Origin of the sequence: Xenorhabdus sp. TS4, from assembly GCF_014467265.1 — a bacterium.
Lineage (GTDB): Bacteria > Pseudomonadota > Gammaproteobacteria > Enterobacterales > Enterobacteriaceae > Xenorhabdus > Xenorhabdus ehlersii.
In genome coordinates, this window is sequence record NZ_NKHQ01000011.1 from 282,392 (window position 1) to 301,079 (window position 18,688).

Below are 18,688 nucleotides of genomic sequence, written 5' to 3' on the forward strand. Positions count from 1 at the left end.
AGATAACAATGGAGTCAATCTAGCCAGCGGAGAAACCAAGGAAGCCGAGGTCGTTCTTGAATATTAGCTTGTACAATGCGTTCACATATCATAGCTAACAAGTGTTCTTTTTGTGGATCACAATAAGGAATACCCGTTAACAATGATATAGTCTCAGAAACATGCTCAACTGCCCAAATATGAAATTGCTCATTCTTTACCGCATCAATAACATCTTGATTTAGGCACAAATGTTGAACATTTGCGGTTGGAATAATGACACCCTGATGACCGGTTAACCCTCGGTAGTGACATATACGGAAGAAACTCTCAATTTTTTCATTAACGCCACCAATAGGTTGGACATAACCAAATTGATCTACGGCACCAGTAACGGCAATTTGCTGGTCGATAGGTTGTTGTGACAAGGCGCTGATAAGGGCACACAATTCGGCGAGTGAAGCACTGTCGCCATCCACTTCACCATAGGATTGTTCAAATACAATCGAAGCAGAGAACGGTTGTGGCTGCTCTAATTTCAATTCAGAAATTAAATAAGCTTGCATGATCATCATGCCTTTTGCATGAATATTGCCGCCTAATTCAACCTTGCGTTCTACATCGATAAATTCCCCATCTCCTAAGTGAGCAACACAACTGATACGAGAAGGCTCACCCATTGGATCAGGATGTCCAGGATATTCGAGTACAGATAGCCCATTGATTTGGCCGATAACTGAGCCTTGTGTGCGAATCAATATCTGGCCTTTCAGAATTTCATCTATGCTGCGTTCAGCCAAATAACTATGACGCCAGGTACGATTATCTTCCGCTTGTTGCAGGGAATGTTTGGTGATCTGTTTTTCCTGCTGATAATTGGCAGCGGCTGCCAATTTTTGCTGTATCCATTGAATATCCAGAGGTAACCGGAATTGATCTTCTGTGTAACGGGTAGCAAGTTTAATCAACTCAGGCCAGGCATCAGCACTTAATGGAGGTAAGTTTTGTTGCTGAATGATTCCATTAACGTACTGGCACCATATTGTCAGATCATCTTCTGCATGAAAGGACATATCCAGCTCAAATTCGCCATACAATGCACTGCTTGCCAGCTCAGGTTCAGTAGCCTGTAACTCTTCAAGACTGAGCCTGTCACCGACTAAAATCAGACGCAAATCTAATTCCATTGAAGGTATCGGCAATGGCAGGGAACGATTTTCATCGTGTGACAGCCAGTCAAAACGGCGCTGAATAATCATTTGCTTGAGACGAACCCACATCAATGGCTGAGAGAGTAGGGTGCGCAAAGGCAAAATCAAGATACCACCATTGACTTGATGGATAAGGCCCGGTTGCAGTTGAAGTATCCCTTGGTGCGTATAGACATTGCCAAATAATTGTTCTGGCTCAATCCACTCACGGTAAGCAACTCGTTCAGTTGGCGCAAAAATACCTTCTCCTGAAGAGTGCCAGGTGATGGTTTGGTGTTCTATCTGGTAATAACCACCGATATTTGGATAGCTCTCCGGCAGCAAAGAGGAAATAGTATTGGATAGAAAAGACAGATAAACATCACTTTCTTCTGCTTTCAGCAGCATAAAAGGTTGACGCAGGGAGGACTGACAAAAAAGGGATAACCCACTATGCAGCCTGGGTTGAACCACATCCACTGTGATGGGGGTCAATTCAGCGACAGAATTAAAGAGTGCCTGATAAGGCGCATTGTTTGGCTGTAATGCCTGCCAGTCTAGTTTTATATTCGTCAAGGTGATAGCTACATCATATAGTGAAAAGGGAAACATTTATTATACAAGATTAGGCAGTGAACCGACATGCCAGAATTTTGAAAGAAACGACATTTGAGCCAGCGCTTTCATTGCCTGTAAAATATGCCAATATTCTGTGTTGTTATAGGCAATTTAAAGAAATAGTTGCTATGCTTAATTGAAGTTACGCTGTCACTGAGAGATGAAATGAAATATCAACAATTGGAAAATCTGGAATGTGGCTGGAAATGGGCTTATTTGGCAAAAAAACACCGTGAAGGTGAGTCGATTACTAAATACATTGAAAAAAGTGCTGCGCAAGATGCGGTCAATGAATTAATGAATTTAGAAAGCGAGCCAGTCAAGGTACTGAAATGGATTGCTCTGCATATGAATCCGGATTTGTCCAATCGAATGAAGCAAACGATTCGGGCACGGCGTAAACGTCATTTTAATGCTGAACACCAACACTCGCGTAAGAAATCCATTGACTTGGATTTTCGTGTTTGGCAGCGGCTTTCAGCGCTATCCCGACGTCGTGGCAATACCCTGTCAGAAACAATCATACAGCTATTGGAAGATGCTGAATATCGGGAAAAGTATACTCACCAAATGTCGAGTTTGAAGCAGGATCTGGAAGCAATATTAGGGAAATAAGTCTACTGATAAAAACCCCATTTTAAATGGGGTTTTTAATGAATTGATCAGAATAGCCTTACTGAGCAGCTTTTGGCTGAGTCACAACTTCAGTAGTGCCCTGAATGTTGATGACTACACGACGATCTGGAGCCAGGCAGTCGATAAGTTTAGAACGAACTTTAATTTTGTCACAAGTAGAACCAGTGACAGGGTTTTCCTTACCGCGGCCTTCTGCCTGGATACTATCTGCCGGAATACCTTTAGCAACCAGATAATCTACCACAGACTGAGCCCGTTTCTGAGAAAGTGGCAGGTTGTAATTTTGGCTACCAATACGGTCAGTGTGACCGACTACCAGAACCTTGCCTTGGGTTGGATCGATTTTAGCCAGTTGGTTATACAGGTTGTCCAGTTCCTGCTGACCTTCTGCTTTCAGTGTCGATTTGTTGAAATTGAACAGAACATCAGAGCGCAGGGTAAAGCTCTTGCTTTCAACCACAGGAGCTGGCGCAGGCACAACTGGAGGTGCTACTGGGGTAACGATCGGCGCAGCTTCATCTTGTCCGAAACGGTAAGAAACACCAACACTCAGCAGGCCGTTATCTGGGCGGGCACCAACGGTGGTGGCATCACCGATGTTGTTAACCCACTGATAGTCCAGACGGGTTGCCAGGTTTTTTGTCAATGCGTATTCGACACCAATCGCGGCCAGAGGAGAAACACCCGTGTCGTCGTTTTTCAGTCTACGTTGGTCTTTTGGACCCGTTCCAGCTAATGCATTGGAATTGTAGGTCGCAGAAGAGTCTGCACGCCATACCATACCACCAAGACGAGTATAAACATCCAGATTGTCCAGTACTGGATAACTGAGTTTAGTAGTCAACTGAACGCCTTGGGCACGGAAAGCGCCATTATCAGTGCTGCCTTTATAAGCTATGCGCCCTAACCAATCGTAACCCAGTTCAAAGCCTAAGTATGGGGTTACTTGATAACCGACATAAGCACCCGCACCTAACTGGTTTTTATGGGGAGAACCGTTGCCAATCCGGTTATCATAACCATTACCGTAGAAATTTGCGTCATGGTATTGAGACCAACCCAGCTTAGCGCCGGTATACCAAGTGTTGTCCTTTGGAGCTGCTTGAGCAACAGTTGCGAAAGCTGCTACTGCCACTGCTACTGCGATAGCTGTCTTTTTCATTTTACGCCTCGTTATCATCCAAATAGGCAATTGGCTTTAAAAGCCTTATTGTTAGCCACTGGTTAAAATGTTCTGTTAGGTAACCATGCTTTAATCAGAAGATGTGTTCTGAAATATAAGAGCGGTCAGCACAACTCCCTAAACTGTGTAAAGTCTACAACGAAGTTAAAAAGTTACAAGTGCACTGTGATTCATGACACAAAAAATTTAATTACCGACTGACAAAACATAAATGTTTTTGACGAATGTTTACAATAATTACAGTATTAATATATTGATTTTCATTGCAAACAATAATGATTATCAATGGGTAGCTTAATTTTCATAAAAAATATTGAGATTAATCCTAATTTTAGTCAATGATAATAATTAGAGTAAATTTGTAGCCTATTCGATTGCGCAATAAATGGATGTGATAAATTTTGTGGTCGCATAATAAAACCAAGAGTAATACCCTTTTGCGCCGCTATTTGTAGCGTATTTAATTGATATTCTGATAATTCCGGTAACCAACCCAATACAACGCTATAATTACCGCTTGCCAACGCTTTTTCCATGGCATTAATTGAAGCAATAGGGCGAATTTGGTTTAGTTGGATAACTTTATTTAAGGGAAGCCCAGCATCTATTAACCATTGGCGACTTAACCTCTTATTAGGATTTACCCAAAGTAACCATCGATTTTCTTTTCCAGACTGGTGCAATAAAGGTAGAAGAATGTGATTAATGACAGGCTGGTGTTCGTTGTAAACCAGCTCACTGACCATGCCTTTTATCATGTGTGCAGTGCATTGAGGTAGTTTCACAAAAGACATTCTTTTCATGGTCATCCCAACCATTGTTTTGTCTGTTTTATGTTCGTCTACGGTTGTGTCAGTAGCTGTTGTTTTTTTCTCGATGAGATATTCCCATGCTGATCGGATGCTCATAATGTTCCTCGCCATAATAAGCTGTACATTTATACAGTATAACGATATTTGATTAAAAGCAAGTCTCTTTTTTTCAAAGCGCTTCGCAAAAATTTACAGAAATTAGGATTTTTCTGCCTTAACGATTGGCAGTTGGGAATAGATTGCGTATGGTTTTAATTAATTGTTCTAGTTATCTATTTTATTAACAGAAGGCATGATTAAACATTACTTTGGAATGTGATTCATGGAGTGATAAAAAATGTTTTTATCTGGGGATCGTTTTGCTCAATTGCAACATGGTGTATCTTCACTGGGAACGCTTAAGAAAAAATCTCAATTTGGCGGCATTGGATTATTAATTGATGATGTTTTATTTGCTATCAGTTCTGATGGAGAGCTTTATTTACGAGGAAATAGTCATGCTGAGGTACTATTTAAAGCCAGGGGAATGGAAAAATTTATTTATTCAAAAAGAGGAATACCTGTGACTTTGCGGTATTACCGTGTTAATGAATTACTTTGGCAGGATCAAAAACAGTTATTTGAATATGTAAATTTAGCCTACCAATACACAATCAAGGAAATAATTGATAGGCAGAAAATGCCTCTTAGGCTGAAAGATCTCCCTAACTTAGGGATTGCTTTAGAAAGGCAATTATGGAAAGTAGGTATTTCTAAAGTAGAAGAATTACGAATATTGGGGGCAAAAGCGACTTACCTCAAACTCCAGCAACATAGGAAAAAAACAAATGTCAGTTTATTGCTTGCATTAGCAGGCGCAATAGAAGGGTGTCATGTTGCGGTATTACCAGAAAAATTACGTGACGAATTAATTAGCTGGCATAGCGAATGGGTTTACCATAATTCAGATAATCATCCATAATAAGTAAAATTTGGTGAATAGGGGCGTTAGCCCCTACTATTTCCTGGTTTCATGCGACGGCTGAGGTTTTTTGGGTAACTTTCTCTTCTACTATATACTGAATGGTATGGCTTAATATAGCCGGATCATGTTCAAAATCATTCAGGGGAACATGATGAACCTGAGCAATAGCAGACAGGCCTTTTAGTAGATGGCTGGCAGAGTTATCAAAGGGTTTTTCGGTGACTAATATGATAGGACGTTTTAAGGCGGAAGCCCAACCTAACTCAATATGGGTGCCATCTGTTCTTATTAGTTGTTTCTGTTGTGGGCAGACAGGCAAAATGGCAACAAAAATGTCACATTGTTCCATCCATTGGCGATCCCGCTGGGAAACTTCCTCAGGAGTAAATAAGTGTGTTGTTTCGCCAAATTGCTCTGTACGATGAGCCGAAAAAACTTCTGCACCCAGTGATTCCAGATGGTGAATAGCAGATTTAATGTGAACTTGTAAGTTATTGTCTAATAACCTTAATTTCAATGCGTGTTGGATAGGGCCACCAACAAATACTTTAACATCAGAAAATATTATGGACATAGGGTCGCCTCTTATGGAAATAAGCTTTAATATTTATGAATAGATGATAATAATTTTTTATACAGATATTAAAAAATTATTATTGGAATAAATTGCATTTTCATTGTTGTGTTATATCTAACTTATGGCTATGTTATGTATTACAATTTTTGATTGGAGAACCTATTTTCAATGTAATCAGCAATGATATCATCTGAATTATTTTGAAAAATGTCATGACAGGAATTAGTGTTGTTTTTTTCTTTTTCAAGAAATTGACTTATCTTATTCATGGCACGTTTTCTTTCTTTAGGGTTATTAATAAATAAGTTATTGCATTTTTTAATTAATGCTAATCCTTCTTTCTCTGGTAGATATGGGGGAATATCAGGATAACCATATTCCGGTTGCCATAATAAACCGTATTCATGACTATAATAATTTTGTAGATACACTTCTAATTGTAATTGTTGACTATAGTTTTGTGGTGGTAAGAAAAAAACATCTTTATTGAGAGCGACACATTCATAAAATGTTGTCAGACCCGGATTGGCTAATACCTTACGAGCACGGTGTAATTTTTGCAGGAAATCATGCCTTGAAAAACAGCCAATATGGATATGAGGATGTGTTTTGGCAAATATTTCTGCCAAATTTACGATAGTTTTACCCCCGCCTGCAATAGTAATGTTGGTTTCATTTTGCAGATAGGGAATAGACAATAACTCTTCGAGGAAATGATAATAAAAATCTGTTGTATCAGCGTAGACTGTATCAATGCCACCAAGAGTAATTAATATACCTTCTGGAGGGTGATCATCCATCATGCATTGTTGCAGAGAATTGTGAAGAATTGGTGGAATAACCTGATAATTACCAAGCTTATCATGGAATCGTTCAATATTGCGTTCTATTCCATGAAAGTCTTGAATAAATGTCTTGTCAATTTTGTGCAGATCAACATGAAGATTATCCCACATCCAAAATAGCGTGTCGATATAGATGATTGATGTATTAAAATTTACAACGAAATCAATCGAGTTAAGGTTAGTATTAATGATATACAAACTTGCACCAGAAATAAGCTCAGAATAGCGTGAGAGTTCTGTAACTGAAGTGGTATCACATTCATAAATTTCATCAAATAGGCCGGATTTTTGACCTAATTGAGAAGAAGTCAGTGTGCCTAATAAAATAAATTTAGTGTCCGGTGTTAATTTATTCCGGTGCTTTAATTTTTCCACCACATTTAACGTGGTGGATATTGGGCCAAAACAGAATGGGTCTGCGTCAAAAATAATATATGGAATATTTTTTAACATATTGTTCTCTCATAAAGGAATATTTACATTTTCTATATCAAATTGTTTGGTATAAGGACAATATAAAAAAGTACTACCATGGAGGTTATTAAGATGTAATCGTCCAGAAAGATTGAGATTATTTGTCATTAAATGAGCTAAGAAAATATTGTGCAAATTTTGATGGGAGATAATAATCCGCATAGAAGATGTTGAAAGCTCATCGCCAATTTGCATAATAAAACGATGGATTCTATCAGCCGCGTCCATCACCTGTTCTGAATCTTTGAAAGGAGAATCAAGGGGGGTATACAGTAACCGATAAGCATAATCTTCACCATAGCGATGCGGAATATCCGCAAGTTTCATACCAATAAGCTCTTCTGGAAAGAATTCACAAAGCGCATCAGTTTCTTGTATTGAACAAGATTTATATGTTGAGCGGAGGGCTTTGGCAGTTTCAAGTGCCCGGCGTTGCGGTGAGGTATAAATATTTTGCCACGGAAGTTTCCCTAATATTCGTCTACCAATTTCTTCAGCCTGTTTGATTGAAGTGGCATCAAGGGCGATCACATTATCTTCAGGACAGTAATCTAAATGGTCAAGCGAGATAATTTTCCCATGTCTGATCCACAGTATCTTTAACGGGGGGATGGGGCCATTGTAGTATATGCGTCCATCTACTTGATGGCTTGAAAGCCCATGAGATTGCCAAAAAAAGTTGGCATTTTTTCCTGCATCTGTCTCCAGATGAACATATGTGGCACCGTGGCGACGTCCCCATTGCAACATGGCATGCCATAACCCATAACCCAGCTTCTGGCGCTGGTATTCATCCCTGATATAAAATTCAGCAATATTCAGGGTCACTTTTTCTTCCCGTTCAAGATACACATTGGCTAATCCCGCTAATTGTCCGGCAGTTAGCAACAAAAACAGCCCCCTGTCACCTTGTAGGATGCGTTGTTCAAGGATAGTATGGTTTTCCTTTGCAATAGCCTCTTCTGACTGATCCCCAAAGACTTCTGGCCAATGGCGTTGAAAATATTCTCCATAAAGATGAAGAAATGAATTCCACAAGGGAGATTGAGGGGTAACTTGTTTGAGTTCTAACATTTTACTGACTCCATTCAACTCTTGGTGAATTAAACATCAACATAACTTTTTCACACCATTGATGATAATTTAAGCTGGCATGCTCTTTTTCTTGTCGAGGTTTGGCAAGTAACGGCTGAACCATTCCCTGATGTTTAAGTAATGTTTGCAGGGAGGGAGAACATTTCTCCCAATTTAATACAGTACGATAGGGGCTTGATTGGTAAGAAGCGTACAGTGAGACATTGTGGATATCATCTTCAATAAAGTGAGATTGTAGGTGCTCTTTCAATGCCGCGAATTTTTCTTCGGCTGCGGTGTAAAAAGTAGTAAAAATATTTCTGACAGAAGAGGGAATATGCTCTCTGTTTGTTAGGCGAAGGCGCAATGCTCCACCAGTACGGATAAGTTTATTGCCGTTGAAAGAATAATAAGCGGCATGAACATGCAGGAGTTCCTGTAAACAATCTTTCTTTCCATAACCCTGAGAAAGATCCAGAAATACATGAATATTGGGGTTGTTTTGCATTTCTCGCAAAAATTCCATGCAGCCTGGATCGATATAACCTAAAGGATGAGCGAGAAGTATGGCACATGGTTGTGGAAGAGAGTTTAGCATTGCCATCGTAGCCTGGATATCCGCTTGCAAAATCATGCTGGCTTGCTTTGGTGGTAAAACAGGATAGAAGAGTGGTTGCCAATTGGCTGCGTAAACAGATTCAACCATGCTTTGACATATCCACTCTGGCATCAGGCAATAGCCCTGAGTCGCCACGGCTTGTAGATCTTCGCGGAAAAAGTCTCGTACTGAACAGCCATAATTCATGACATCTTGCTGAGACGGTATACCTTGCAAAGAGAGTAGATTGCGGTGAGATATCATGGTGTGATCCTGAGATGAAGACGCTCAATATATTCATTGGCTAACTGGTCATAGAATTCATTTTCTCTGCCCCATAGATCAAGTTGAAGGCCAGTATAAGGGCAATAGAGCGTTTCCAGATGACTAATCAGACAATTGATTCCCATTAATTTTTCTCTACCCAGATAGCTACAACCCCATTTAGCGGCATACCATTGACCCGCACCGTTCTTTATCATCAATGACCAGGCACCAGGAGTTCCGTTATCGTCATAAGTGACTGCCAGATGATATTGGTTACTTTTGGATAACAGGCCGGGGAGATATTGGAGGTCCTCACGGCTCAGGCTGCGCATATCACTCTGTTGAATGGTTTTCCAGCCTTTTGTGTCTACATACAGCGCATCTTGCCACAATTGCTCAGTTTGACTCGATGTACTGTAACGGGTGACGGTATGGTGAGTGCGTGCTTTCTTAAGACTGCGTTTTAATCGTGTTGAGTGCTGGATCAGAAAGTCAGCGACTGTTGTTTTAGGAGGTACGTTGACAATAGGGGCTGACCATTTGCTCTCTTCATGACATTGTAAACCCTGCTGTTGTGCTAAATCATGCAGGTAGAAATAGGCGCGGGATTTTGCGTTCAGATACTTAAATAAAACAGGTTGCAGCTTTAAAAAAGAGAGTAATGCTTTTTCTTCTTGGGCCGTAAAAGTGAAATCGAAGAAAGTATTGCTTTGCCACTGTTGCTGACCTTCTTGCCAAACCAGATCAACATGCTCAAAACGCCGGAGTTCAGGGTAACGTAATGCTGTTCCTAAACGCCATAAATGAGATGTGGTTGGATTGGTAAAAAAAGCTATTGGTGCAGATTGTTGCATAATTGCCTGGCTTATCAGTGCGACAATACTGTCTGGAGAATATTTCGCGCTATCAAGCAAAGTTTCATGAGGTACATTGTAATCCCATAAACTATCCTGGGCGACTTCTCTGATACGGGAGGCTGGCAAACGATCTTCTAAAGCTCGCTCCTGATTACGGATAATCAGTGTTGGTTCCTGCGCAACGAGCCGATAATGCAGAATTCGAACACCTTTTCGCGTAAATAGGGAATGGATAGCGTCAATTTCTTCAGGATAAATGAATACGCCATCCAGAATGATCAAGTCACTGCCCGCATCAAGGCAATCATCAGCAACCTTTAACAACCGCAAGGTATCTTCCATGATGATTTTTGGCGTAAGGTGTGTTCTTGGTTCAACAAAATGATGAAAAGTATCCCATGGTAAATAGGAGACGGTGAGTCCCTGCGCCAGCATAACATCTTTCAAGCGGTTGCATGTTGTGGATTTACCACTTGCCGGTGTTCCTCTAATGACAACAACAGTTTTATGCTTCATTGCCTAATACCTTTAATTGCCAGCCTCGCATGATATCTACAATAGAATGCTGATTAAAGACGGTCTGATAATAATCGTCATGACCAATTTTAGCGGCACGATGCATAATCTGTTTTGCGGTAAGACGTAACTCGATTTTATGATTGCCATTGCCCAAACACATTTCCTTACCTTGTGTGTTTGGTGGCGGGGTGTAAAGCAATATATTGCAATTCTGCCCAATGGCATGATAGTAAATCTGGATTGCTTTTTGTTGCGTGGTATTTTCCACAAACAGCGTTTGCTCTGGAGAAATTTCAAGTGCTGTGCTGAGGAATTCGGGGGTATAAAGGGTAATGTTGCGGTAATACACATCCAACATCATCTGTTCTTCATCTGTTCCCTGCGGATAAGTAGCATCCGGTTTTTTGGCGTAGAGACCATATAGCATTGAGGTTGGCAACACCGTCTTGATGTGAGGAACCAATTGATCAATATGCTGGCGGATCTTATCTTCGGAGGTATCCACCCAATAGATTGGGGGTAAAGGGATGTTAAGCTGCTCCAAAGTATAAACAATGCCGGCTTCTAACCATTCTCTCATTGTTTTGTGGTTAGCTTGTTGAGGATCAAAATGCAACAAGTCGGCCATCATGATTGCTTCATGGGATTGAAAATAGAGATAAACAGGGGAATTGTGCTGTGAAGCGATAATTGCTGGCAACACAGAATCGATCAAATCTTGTAGTGAAAGTCGGGCAGGTACACCTTTTGCGTAACAGATACAAGAGCCTCCCAACACATATTGGACAGGCTGATTTTTCCCGCTGAGCTGAGTGAAAAAGTTCTTGTCTGATATCATGATAGGTTCCCTTCCATAGCCCACTGTAAAACATTTTCGTAAGTCGCATTATCAATAGGTACAGGGAGGCAAATGCGGTCACTCACGATGACTTTATGTTTTTCTAATGCTGATGCAGGGAATGGACTGTCTTGCAGAGCCCAAGGGAAATGGTCAGAGTAGGGAGAAAGCTGATTTTTTATAATCGGATGGTTAGCCAGATCCCAGGCTTGCCAATCATATAGTAGGGTTGAATTGAAGCGATCTTTGGGCAATTTGCTGCGTTTTAACCAGACAGAAACGGGTATCGTACCCTCCGGGCGTGGGGTGATCCAATCTATGGGTAAATGTTGCAGGATTGTTTGATAACGCTCTATTAATAAGGCACGAAACTGTTCAATATTTTCCAGTTGGTTAATCAGTAATGCAGCTTGTATTTCATTGAATTTATTATTGTCACCAAAACCAATACTATTGCTCCAATCTGGATAGCCTTCTGCTGTACGCTCAGCACCGTGGTCAGTCATCATGCAGGCATTGGTGAACAGAGAATTATTTTTGGCAATCAGTAAACCTCCCTCACCGCTACTGATTAATTTATTGGCCTGAAAACTGAAACAGCCATATTCGCCAAATGTGCCCACAGGCTGATTTTGATATTTTACCCCCATCGCTTGTGCACAGTCTTCAATCAGGTACACATTATGTTGTTGGCAAATTTGGGCGATTTCAGCAATTGAAGCAGCAGTGCCTTCCAAATGAACGGCAATGACTGCCAGAGGTTTGGTATCCATTTGATTTAACGTCTTGTTTAATTCCTCTGGACACATCATGCCATTGTCATCGACATCAACGAGAACAGGGATTAATCCACAACTGAGCACGGCATTGGCAGTAGCAATAAATGAAATGGAAGGAATGAGTACCCATTGCCCTATTTTGGGCCTAAGTCCAAGCAAAGCCGCTTTGAGCGCGACAGTACCATTTGTCAGTAGGATGGCATGTTGGGTATGCAGAATATTTTGTAACAGCCTTTCTGCCTGACAGCAATATTGGCTCTCTGTGGCATATCTAAATACCGCTTTATTATCAAGAACGGTTTGCAAGCGGTATTGTATATTATCAGCAATCTTGGTATTACCGAGGTAAGGTCTAAGATATGACATAGTATAATCCTAATAATCAATATTTTTATTAATATCACCTGTGCCAATGATGAACCGGAGCAGGTACTTTATTCATTTGAATTATTAAATAAACAGCTATTGCAATCAGTAAAAGTATGGAGAAACTGACCACAGGTAAAAAAGATTGTGTGGAGCCAGGAGCAATGGATACGGTGATTGCAGCTATTGGGAATGAAAAATTCATTGTGATCTGAAATAAAGAAAATAGACGACCTTGTTGCATTTCCAGTCCCTTTTGATAAATGGTCTTGGTAATTAAGATATTGAAATAAATTATTGCAATGTTATAGAGTAAATAGAAAAAGGATTTTGCATAAAAAATTTGCAGCTGAAAAAACAGAATACCAAATATAAACAGACCAATAAATATTGAAATGGGATAACGTTGGATACGATTATCAACGCTTGTTTTATTGAGTAATGTTGTACAGAGAATGGGTATCAGGGCACTGAGTAAATAGAATAGGGTGACCAATCCATAACTTTCATTCGCCAAACTTTCCATAACAACAACAGGGAGTGCCACCATCAAAAACGCATTGGCAAAAATTGTGAAGACAATAGCAATGGCAAATATCTTATAATAGCGCTGTTGAAACACAGAACGTAACCCAACGGATAACTGAGATTTTTGCTCTGCTGTACGTTTTATTTGCATTTTTATCATAAGATAGCAGACATAAAAATAAGGCAGCAGAGAGAATAACTTGATAGTCACAATCGTATCTATTCCTTGAGTAATCCCCAGTAAGGCACCAAATCCAGGGCCAAGAGCTGAAATAAGCGATGTAGCAATAACAATATAGAGAGAGACATTCAAATGCTTACCACCTTGTTGCTTTGTCCAGTCATTAAGTTCATGCCAGGCAACACGAGACCATGGAATTTCATAGGCAAAAAGAAATTCCAATAATGAAATAAACAAAAGCAACATAATAGGGGGGAATGTTATTTTGCTCAATAGCAATATTAATAATAACAGTGTGCTAAAGATTTCAATCAACAATATAATAATACGAAAGCTCCAAATATCTGTTGAGTAATCAATTTTATAGCCCCATAACAAAGCGCCAATAGATGTGAATAAAAATATGACACCCATATTGGCATAATAGTATGTTGCTGGCATATTATCAGATAATAATATATAGGGATATCCGACGGCAAGAATACTTGATCCAACACCATTAATAAATAAAGAAATAAGAAACAAATATCTTATCATCGTATTAATCTTGTTTTATGGTTGTGTAATGGAATTTAGCGTTGTAATGGTTTAAATATTTCAAACACTCATGTTCATTTTTAGCGGAGCAAATAATATACCCCATTTTTTCAGTGTAATGGGTGTTGGAAAAATAACTACCCGTTTTGGCATATTGCTCCCATTCAATCACATGCTCATCAATAATTTCTTCTATAGGAGTTATGGATTTTACTTTTCCAATCGGTGGGTTAAAAATGATCATGCCAATGCAATTGAGATCAGCATTCTCTATGGAGAAAGAAGGCTCTTTGCAAACCGAAGCAGGGGAAATTAATGCATTGATAAAGACATCAAAGGCATGCTTACTATAGGCTTGCGCATGAAGGTCGAATAGTCTGAGTCCTGGTGGACGTGATGCGGTTTCGCAAAGTATGAGATTGTCGGTATTTTCTTCAATGAAGATTTCAGTATGAGTAAAACCGTATTCGAGATTGAATGCTTGCAATACCCGTCGATTAAATTCAAACAGCCTGTGGCTATCAGGAGAATTTGGCAGCATGGTGTGCCATATAAAATGACTGGGTTTGGGTTGATCGGAAGAAAGTAATGAACAGGCGTAAGCTCCGATGCCTTGATAGATAACCTTATGTTGGAATACTGCTGCATCAACATGCAGTAATTTACCCTGGATTTTTTCTTCCACTAGATACTCTTCAGGTGCATCAAGTTCCTGTAATGCATGAAACAAGGAAGTGCGGTCTGGATGCTCGGTAACTCCCATCGATCCCCAAAATGAACGTGGCTTTACAATAAAACCGACCTGATTGCCTTTGTGCTTGGCAGAATTCTCAACGGATTCAGTAAAGACCTCGAAATGTTCAGGTGAGGTTAGTATTTCTGATGCCAGCGTGAATTTGGGACAAAATAGCCCTCGTTCATTGGCAGTATTCCGCATTATCCATTTATCTCTAAATGACTGGGCTACATCAATTATGTGGGTATCTTGGTTAATATGGGTTGCGATGGTAGCCATCAATTCAACATGAAGCTCAGAAAAAGCCATAAAGTAATCGATGTGAATTGGAGCTGTGATAATTGATAGTGTGTCTTTGACCTGTTTTAGTGCTTCTATTATTTTTTTACAGGCGTGGTTAGCTAACGGATCATCAACCACTATATATGCTAATGCTAAAGAGCAATCCGTTGAGTCCAGCCATTTTTTCTTGATCAACAGAATAAGATTTAAATGATATTGATAGCAGAGTTGAACAAAACGTTCACTATCTTTGATATCTGGCATACAGAAGATAGTCGGCTTCCCGTAATGAAAACTAGCCTGATTATTGATATGTATTTCTAGAGACATAGTTTTACCTTAATCTATTGGCAGGATCACAGCCTTTAATACAGTTACAAGTGATTACGGGATACATTTTTTTACGGAAGAGTGAGAATTTATCACCATGCCAAATATCGTGTAATGAACTTTCCAAGACATTCCCCATAATATATTGCTCAGGGTTTGGTCGATACATCGTGGTATCGCAAGGGTAGACATTTCCTGTTACGGCATCAATAAATAGTGTTGTCAATGGAATGGCACATGCTTTTTTGCCAGACGCGTTATAATGTCCCATTTCAGCGCGGCAATAATCCTCCTCATTGCGGCCGAAAATTTCATAATTGGCATCCATAAATAGATGGCGTGAAATCTGTTTACTTTCCAGTAGAGTATTTATTTTCTGCATAAATAACTTAATTTGCGCAGTATTTAAAAACAGCAAAGGATAATCTTTAATCGGAATAAGATTAACACCATCAACGCTCAGTTCGGCCATTTTAAGCAGGAATTTATCGATAGTGTCATAATTTAATGAAGTAACAACATGATTGACGACAATAATAGAGCCGGGTATTTCCTGCTTAATATATTCCATAGCATCATAAAGATTGTTTGTTAACCAACGAATGCCTCGTGACTCGCCATTTTTTTGGGGATCTACATGATCAATTGAGATATAAAATTTTCTGACAAGATGGCTCTTGTTTTGTACACGATTGAAGATCTTTTTTGATAAAGCAGTTCCATTGGTTGTAATGGAGATTGGTGTATTTTTGTTACAATCCAGAATCGCCAGAAAATCTTTTGATAAAAAAGCTTCTCCTCCATGAATATTGACTTCCTGTGGTGAGAGGGCCTCTAACTCTTGCCAAAGTCTAATCATGTCTATTTGTTTGTGTGCATCAATCTGAGCGGTTTGCCACACATCGCAAAATTCGCAACGTGCATTACAAATATTATTTATGCGTATAAATGCATAATTAAGTTTAGGGGTGGCAAAAAGCTTTTCCGGATCCAGACCAATAGGGTATTTAGCAATGGCAATAGTCTCTTCCATATTATTTTCCATTTGTTTATAGATTCAAAAGTGATAATTATTACTATCAATAAAAGGTAAAATAAATATAATTGATTGTTGTTTTTTTAGAGATTTGAGACTTTACAGAAGTTTCGCATATAATCAATATCAAAAACGAATGCTTATGATATTAATATTTGTAAGTATCAATTTTTATTAAAATTGATGGGATATTTATTTATATAATTTATTTGATGGTGGTTTTTTAATAGTGTTTATTAAATTATTGGGAAGCAATCATTTCATTTCCAAGGGCAGCATTGCCCCTGGAAATGACTTATTAATGTGGTTCTTGATCACTAATTTGTTTTTTTAAACAAACAATTTCTGGTAATAGTTCAATGAGTAATCCTATTTGCTGTAGTATAAGCTGGACTTTACTGTTACTTTCAGAAGGTGTCAGATTAATTTTTTCTAACAAATTATTTACCGAGGCTTGCAATGTAGCATCATTTATCTGGCCTTGTTCTAATGTGGATTCAACATAACAGATTGAATTATTAAGAATGTCTAAAATTGCCGGATCGTTAAGTTTATCTCGATGAGCACCTAATGCAGAAATATAACTTAACATGGTGTGATTAAGGCAAAGTAGACGGAAAGCGGCTTCTTGGGAGATACGATAATCTTTGGGTTCCGATGCCATATTTGAAATCACTGATGCCAGTTCAGCATCATAATTGTGAGCTTCACGACGGGCGGCCCGATAATTCAGACTATTGCTTTTGCCTTGGTGATATTGGGTTAAAATTGCGCTAAGGTAGCGGCAATTAGCTCCCATTGTGCGGGTAATTACTTGAGGCAATTGACGGAATTTCCAATCTGGCCAGATGAAACTGACGGCAAGTAGAGCAATACTACAACCTATTAATGTATCAATGATTCTTGGCAGCGCTACTTCAAATCCTTCGCCTAATAAATTGAAACTCAGTAATACCAGCAAAGTGATAAAGATCGTTGCATGTGCATATTGGCTATTACGAAAGGCAAAGAACAGCATGCCAGAAATAACAATCAATACTAATTGACCTTCAATAGAAGGAACAAAATAGAGAATAGGCAGGCCAATTAGAATCCCCGCCAGTGTACCAATCACACGTAAAGCCAGACGGCGGCGAGTGGCGCTATAATTTGGCTGGCAGACAAATAAACTGGTTAGCAAGATCCAATATCCACGCTGTAAATCAAATAGCTGAATAATGGCATAACCAGTACACAGCAAAATGGACATACGAATAGCATGGCGAAATAGGGCAGATTGTGGTGTCAGGTGGCTTCTGATCCTAAACCATATATCATGCCAGCCAGTTAAAGCCTCCTCGGATAACTGTGTTTCTTCTTGTTTATCTTTTAGAGAGGTATTCTGAGAAAGAAGATATTGATCTGAGCCCAGCCCGGCTAATTGGGCGTCAATGGCACGTAAATTTTTCAACAAATTATCAAATGCCATAATCTTAGTGTCAGTACCTTGCTGATTTCTTAAACGCTCAATAGAACTTTCAAGGTAGCTGAATGCACTTTCAAACCGCAGGTTATGTTGATATTGCTTACGCAGGATAATAGATTGTGCAACCTGTTCACATGCCCGCGCTTGCATGGAAAGCAACCTCTGGACGCGGAACATAACATCACTGTGGCGAAACACTTCTCTTATTTTTTGATATTGAACATGGGATGAACTGGCGCGTTCATGGATATCCTGAGCTACAAAATAATAATGCAATGTATGGCGAGTACCTCGTTGTCCCCTGTCTCCCTTCAAACGACTTAACAAAGAACTTTTAGCCTGATTGAGCATTGCGACTAATGCACTGTTCGCCATGGCAACATCAAACACAGACTGTTTATATTCTTCAGCCTCACTGTCGGGATCAAAAAGGCTGGTTTTAGCATAGAGATATACTGAAAGTTGCTGATAACAGCGTGCTAAATTTTCTTGCAAGGGGCGAATAGGAAATAATAAATGGCCTGTTAATGTCAGCAAATTATACCAGATTGCTCCGGTGAGCAGTAACAAAGGCTGTTGATACCAGAGAGGAAAGATTGACGAACCGAGCATAGTATAAATAGCAATCAGTAAAGCACCAAAAGCGATGGTGGCGTAACGTTGTCCCAGTGCACCAAGCAGGATAAAGCCACAAGTGGATATTGCCAAACCAAGCATAAAAAGCCATGGATAAGGAAACAGCAGTGTAATAGAAGTCGAAGCAACAAAGAAAGAAATTAAGGTAATAGTGAGGTTACGTAATCGCCCAACCAAGCGGTCATCCAAGTCAGTTAATGCTGCCGCAACGACACCCAACAGCAGTGGAATTGTTATTTTGAGTTCTTCCCCTAATAGCCAGGGGATGAGAGTGGTTCCTGTCAGAGCAATGAATATACGGATATAATAGAGAGTGTGACTGTTATACAGAAAATGGCGGGAGCTGGATAAAACCGTTAGCACAAAATACTCCTAACAACA

16 protein-coding genes are annotated in these 18,688 nt (G+C 39.6%); 2 read left to right on the top strand and 14 right to left on the bottom strand.

Translation table 11 applies throughout. The annotated features are described in order from the left end of the window. Window positions 1–14: 14 nt before the first annotated feature. The gene (locus tag Xets_RS07910) at window positions 15–1,745 is read right to left on the bottom strand and encodes a Lon protease family protein (protein WP_187651406.1); all 1,731 of its coding nucleotides are present in this window, start codon (window positions 1,743–1,745) and stop codon (window positions 15–17) included. Window positions 1,746–1,952: 207 nt separating this feature from the next. On the opposite strand from Xets_RS07910, the gene matP reads away from it, so the two are divergent. Then, window positions 1,953–2,402: a macrodomain Ter protein MatP gene (gene matP / locus Xets_RS07915; RefSeq protein WP_099133311.1), complete on the top strand. Its 450-nt coding sequence runs from the start codon at window positions 1,953–1,955 to the stop codon at window positions 2,400–2,402. A gap of 58 nt (window positions 2,403–2,460) precedes the next feature. On the opposite strand, the gene ompA is transcribed toward matP, so the two are convergent. Together ompA and sulA are read right to left on the bottom strand one after the other, a co-directional pair. After that, a complete protein-coding gene (gene ompA / locus Xets_RS07920; RefSeq protein WP_099133313.1) occupies window positions 2,461–3,585 on the bottom strand; it encodes a porin OmpA in 1,125 nt (374 codons plus the stop codon). Between the two features lie 356 nt (window positions 3,586–3,941). Then, on the bottom strand, window positions 3,942–4,514 hold the full coding sequence (sulA, locus tag Xets_RS07925; protein WP_187651407.1) for an SOS-induced cell division inhibitor SulA: 573 nt from the start codon (window positions 4,512–4,514) through the stop codon (window positions 3,942–3,944). Between the two features lie 241 nt (window positions 4,515–4,755). Here sulA and Xets_RS07930 point away from each other — a divergent pair, with 241 nt between their 5' ends. Further along, a complete protein-coding gene (locus tag Xets_RS07930) occupies window positions 4,756–5,379 on the top strand; it encodes a TfoX/Sxy family DNA transformation protein (RefSeq protein WP_099133315.1) in 624 nt (207 codons plus the stop codon). A gap of 49 nt (window positions 5,380–5,428) precedes the next feature. On the opposite strand, the gene Xets_RS07935 is transcribed toward Xets_RS07930, so the two are convergent. The 11 genes from Xets_RS07935 to yccS all read right to left on the bottom strand — a co-directional run bounded on the left by Xets_RS07935 (window position 5,429) and on the right by yccS (window position 18,670). After that, a complete protein-coding gene (locus Xets_RS07935) occupies window positions 5,429–5,956 on the bottom strand; it encodes a nucleoside 2-deoxyribosyltransferase (protein WP_099133317.1) in 528 nt (175 codons plus the stop codon). 140 nt (window positions 5,957–6,096) lie between these two features. Then, on the bottom strand, window positions 6,097–7,257 hold the full coding sequence (locus tag Xets_RS07940; RefSeq protein ID WP_099133319.1) for a hypothetical protein: 1,161 nt from the start codon (window positions 7,255–7,257) through the stop codon (window positions 6,097–6,099). A 9-nt stretch (window positions 7,258–7,266) separates the two neighbouring features. Then, window positions 7,267–8,352, bottom strand: coding sequence for a GNAT family N-acetyltransferase (locus Xets_RS07945; protein ID WP_099133321.1), 1,086 nt, complete (start codon window positions 8,350–8,352; stop codon window positions 7,267–7,269). A gap of 1 nt (window position 8,353) precedes the next feature. Next, window positions 8,354–9,214, bottom strand: coding sequence for a hypothetical protein (locus Xets_RS07950; RefSeq protein ID WP_099133322.1), 861 nt, complete (start codon window positions 9,212–9,214; stop codon window positions 8,354–8,356). After that, window positions 9,211–10,590: an AAA family ATPase gene (locus Xets_RS07955; protein WP_099133324.1), complete on the bottom strand. Its 1,380-nt coding sequence runs from the start codon at window positions 10,588–10,590 to the stop codon at window positions 9,211–9,213. The genes Xets_RS07950 and Xets_RS07955 overlap by 4 nt, the downstream gene beginning before the upstream one ends. After that, on the bottom strand, window positions 10,580–11,431 hold the full coding sequence (locus tag Xets_RS07960) for a hypothetical protein (protein ID WP_099133326.1): 852 nt from the start codon (window positions 11,429–11,431) through the stop codon (window positions 10,580–10,582). Before Xets_RS07960 ends, Xets_RS07955 begins: the two co-directional genes overlap by 11 nt. Then, a complete protein-coding gene (locus Xets_RS07965) occupies window positions 11,428–12,576 on the bottom strand; it encodes a DegT/DnrJ/EryC1/StrS aminotransferase family protein (protein WP_099133328.1) in 1,149 nt (382 codons plus the stop codon). Before Xets_RS07965 ends, Xets_RS07960 begins: the two co-directional genes overlap by 4 nt. Before the next feature lie 34 nt (window positions 12,577–12,610). Next, on the bottom strand, window positions 12,611–13,822 hold the full coding sequence (locus tag Xets_RS07970; protein WP_099133330.1) for a hypothetical protein: 1,212 nt from the start codon (window positions 13,820–13,822) through the stop codon (window positions 12,611–12,613). Window positions 13,823–13,826: 4 nt separating this feature from the next. Next, a complete protein-coding gene (locus Xets_RS07975; RefSeq protein WP_187651408.1) occupies window positions 13,827–15,104 on the bottom strand; it encodes an acetyl-CoA carboxylase biotin carboxylase subunit family protein in 1,278 nt (425 codons plus the stop codon). Between the two features lie 70 nt (window positions 15,105–15,174). Then, window positions 15,175–16,203, bottom strand: coding sequence for a radical SAM protein (locus Xets_RS07980; RefSeq protein WP_167450597.1), 1,029 nt, complete (start codon window positions 16,201–16,203; stop codon window positions 15,175–15,177). A 301-nt stretch (window positions 16,204–16,504) separates the two neighbouring features. Further along, on the bottom strand, window positions 16,505–18,670 hold the full coding sequence (yccS, locus tag Xets_RS07985) for a YccS family putative transporter (RefSeq protein WP_187651409.1): 2,166 nt from the start codon (window positions 18,668–18,670) through the stop codon (window positions 16,505–16,507). Window positions 18,671–18,688 lie beyond the last annotated feature (18 nt).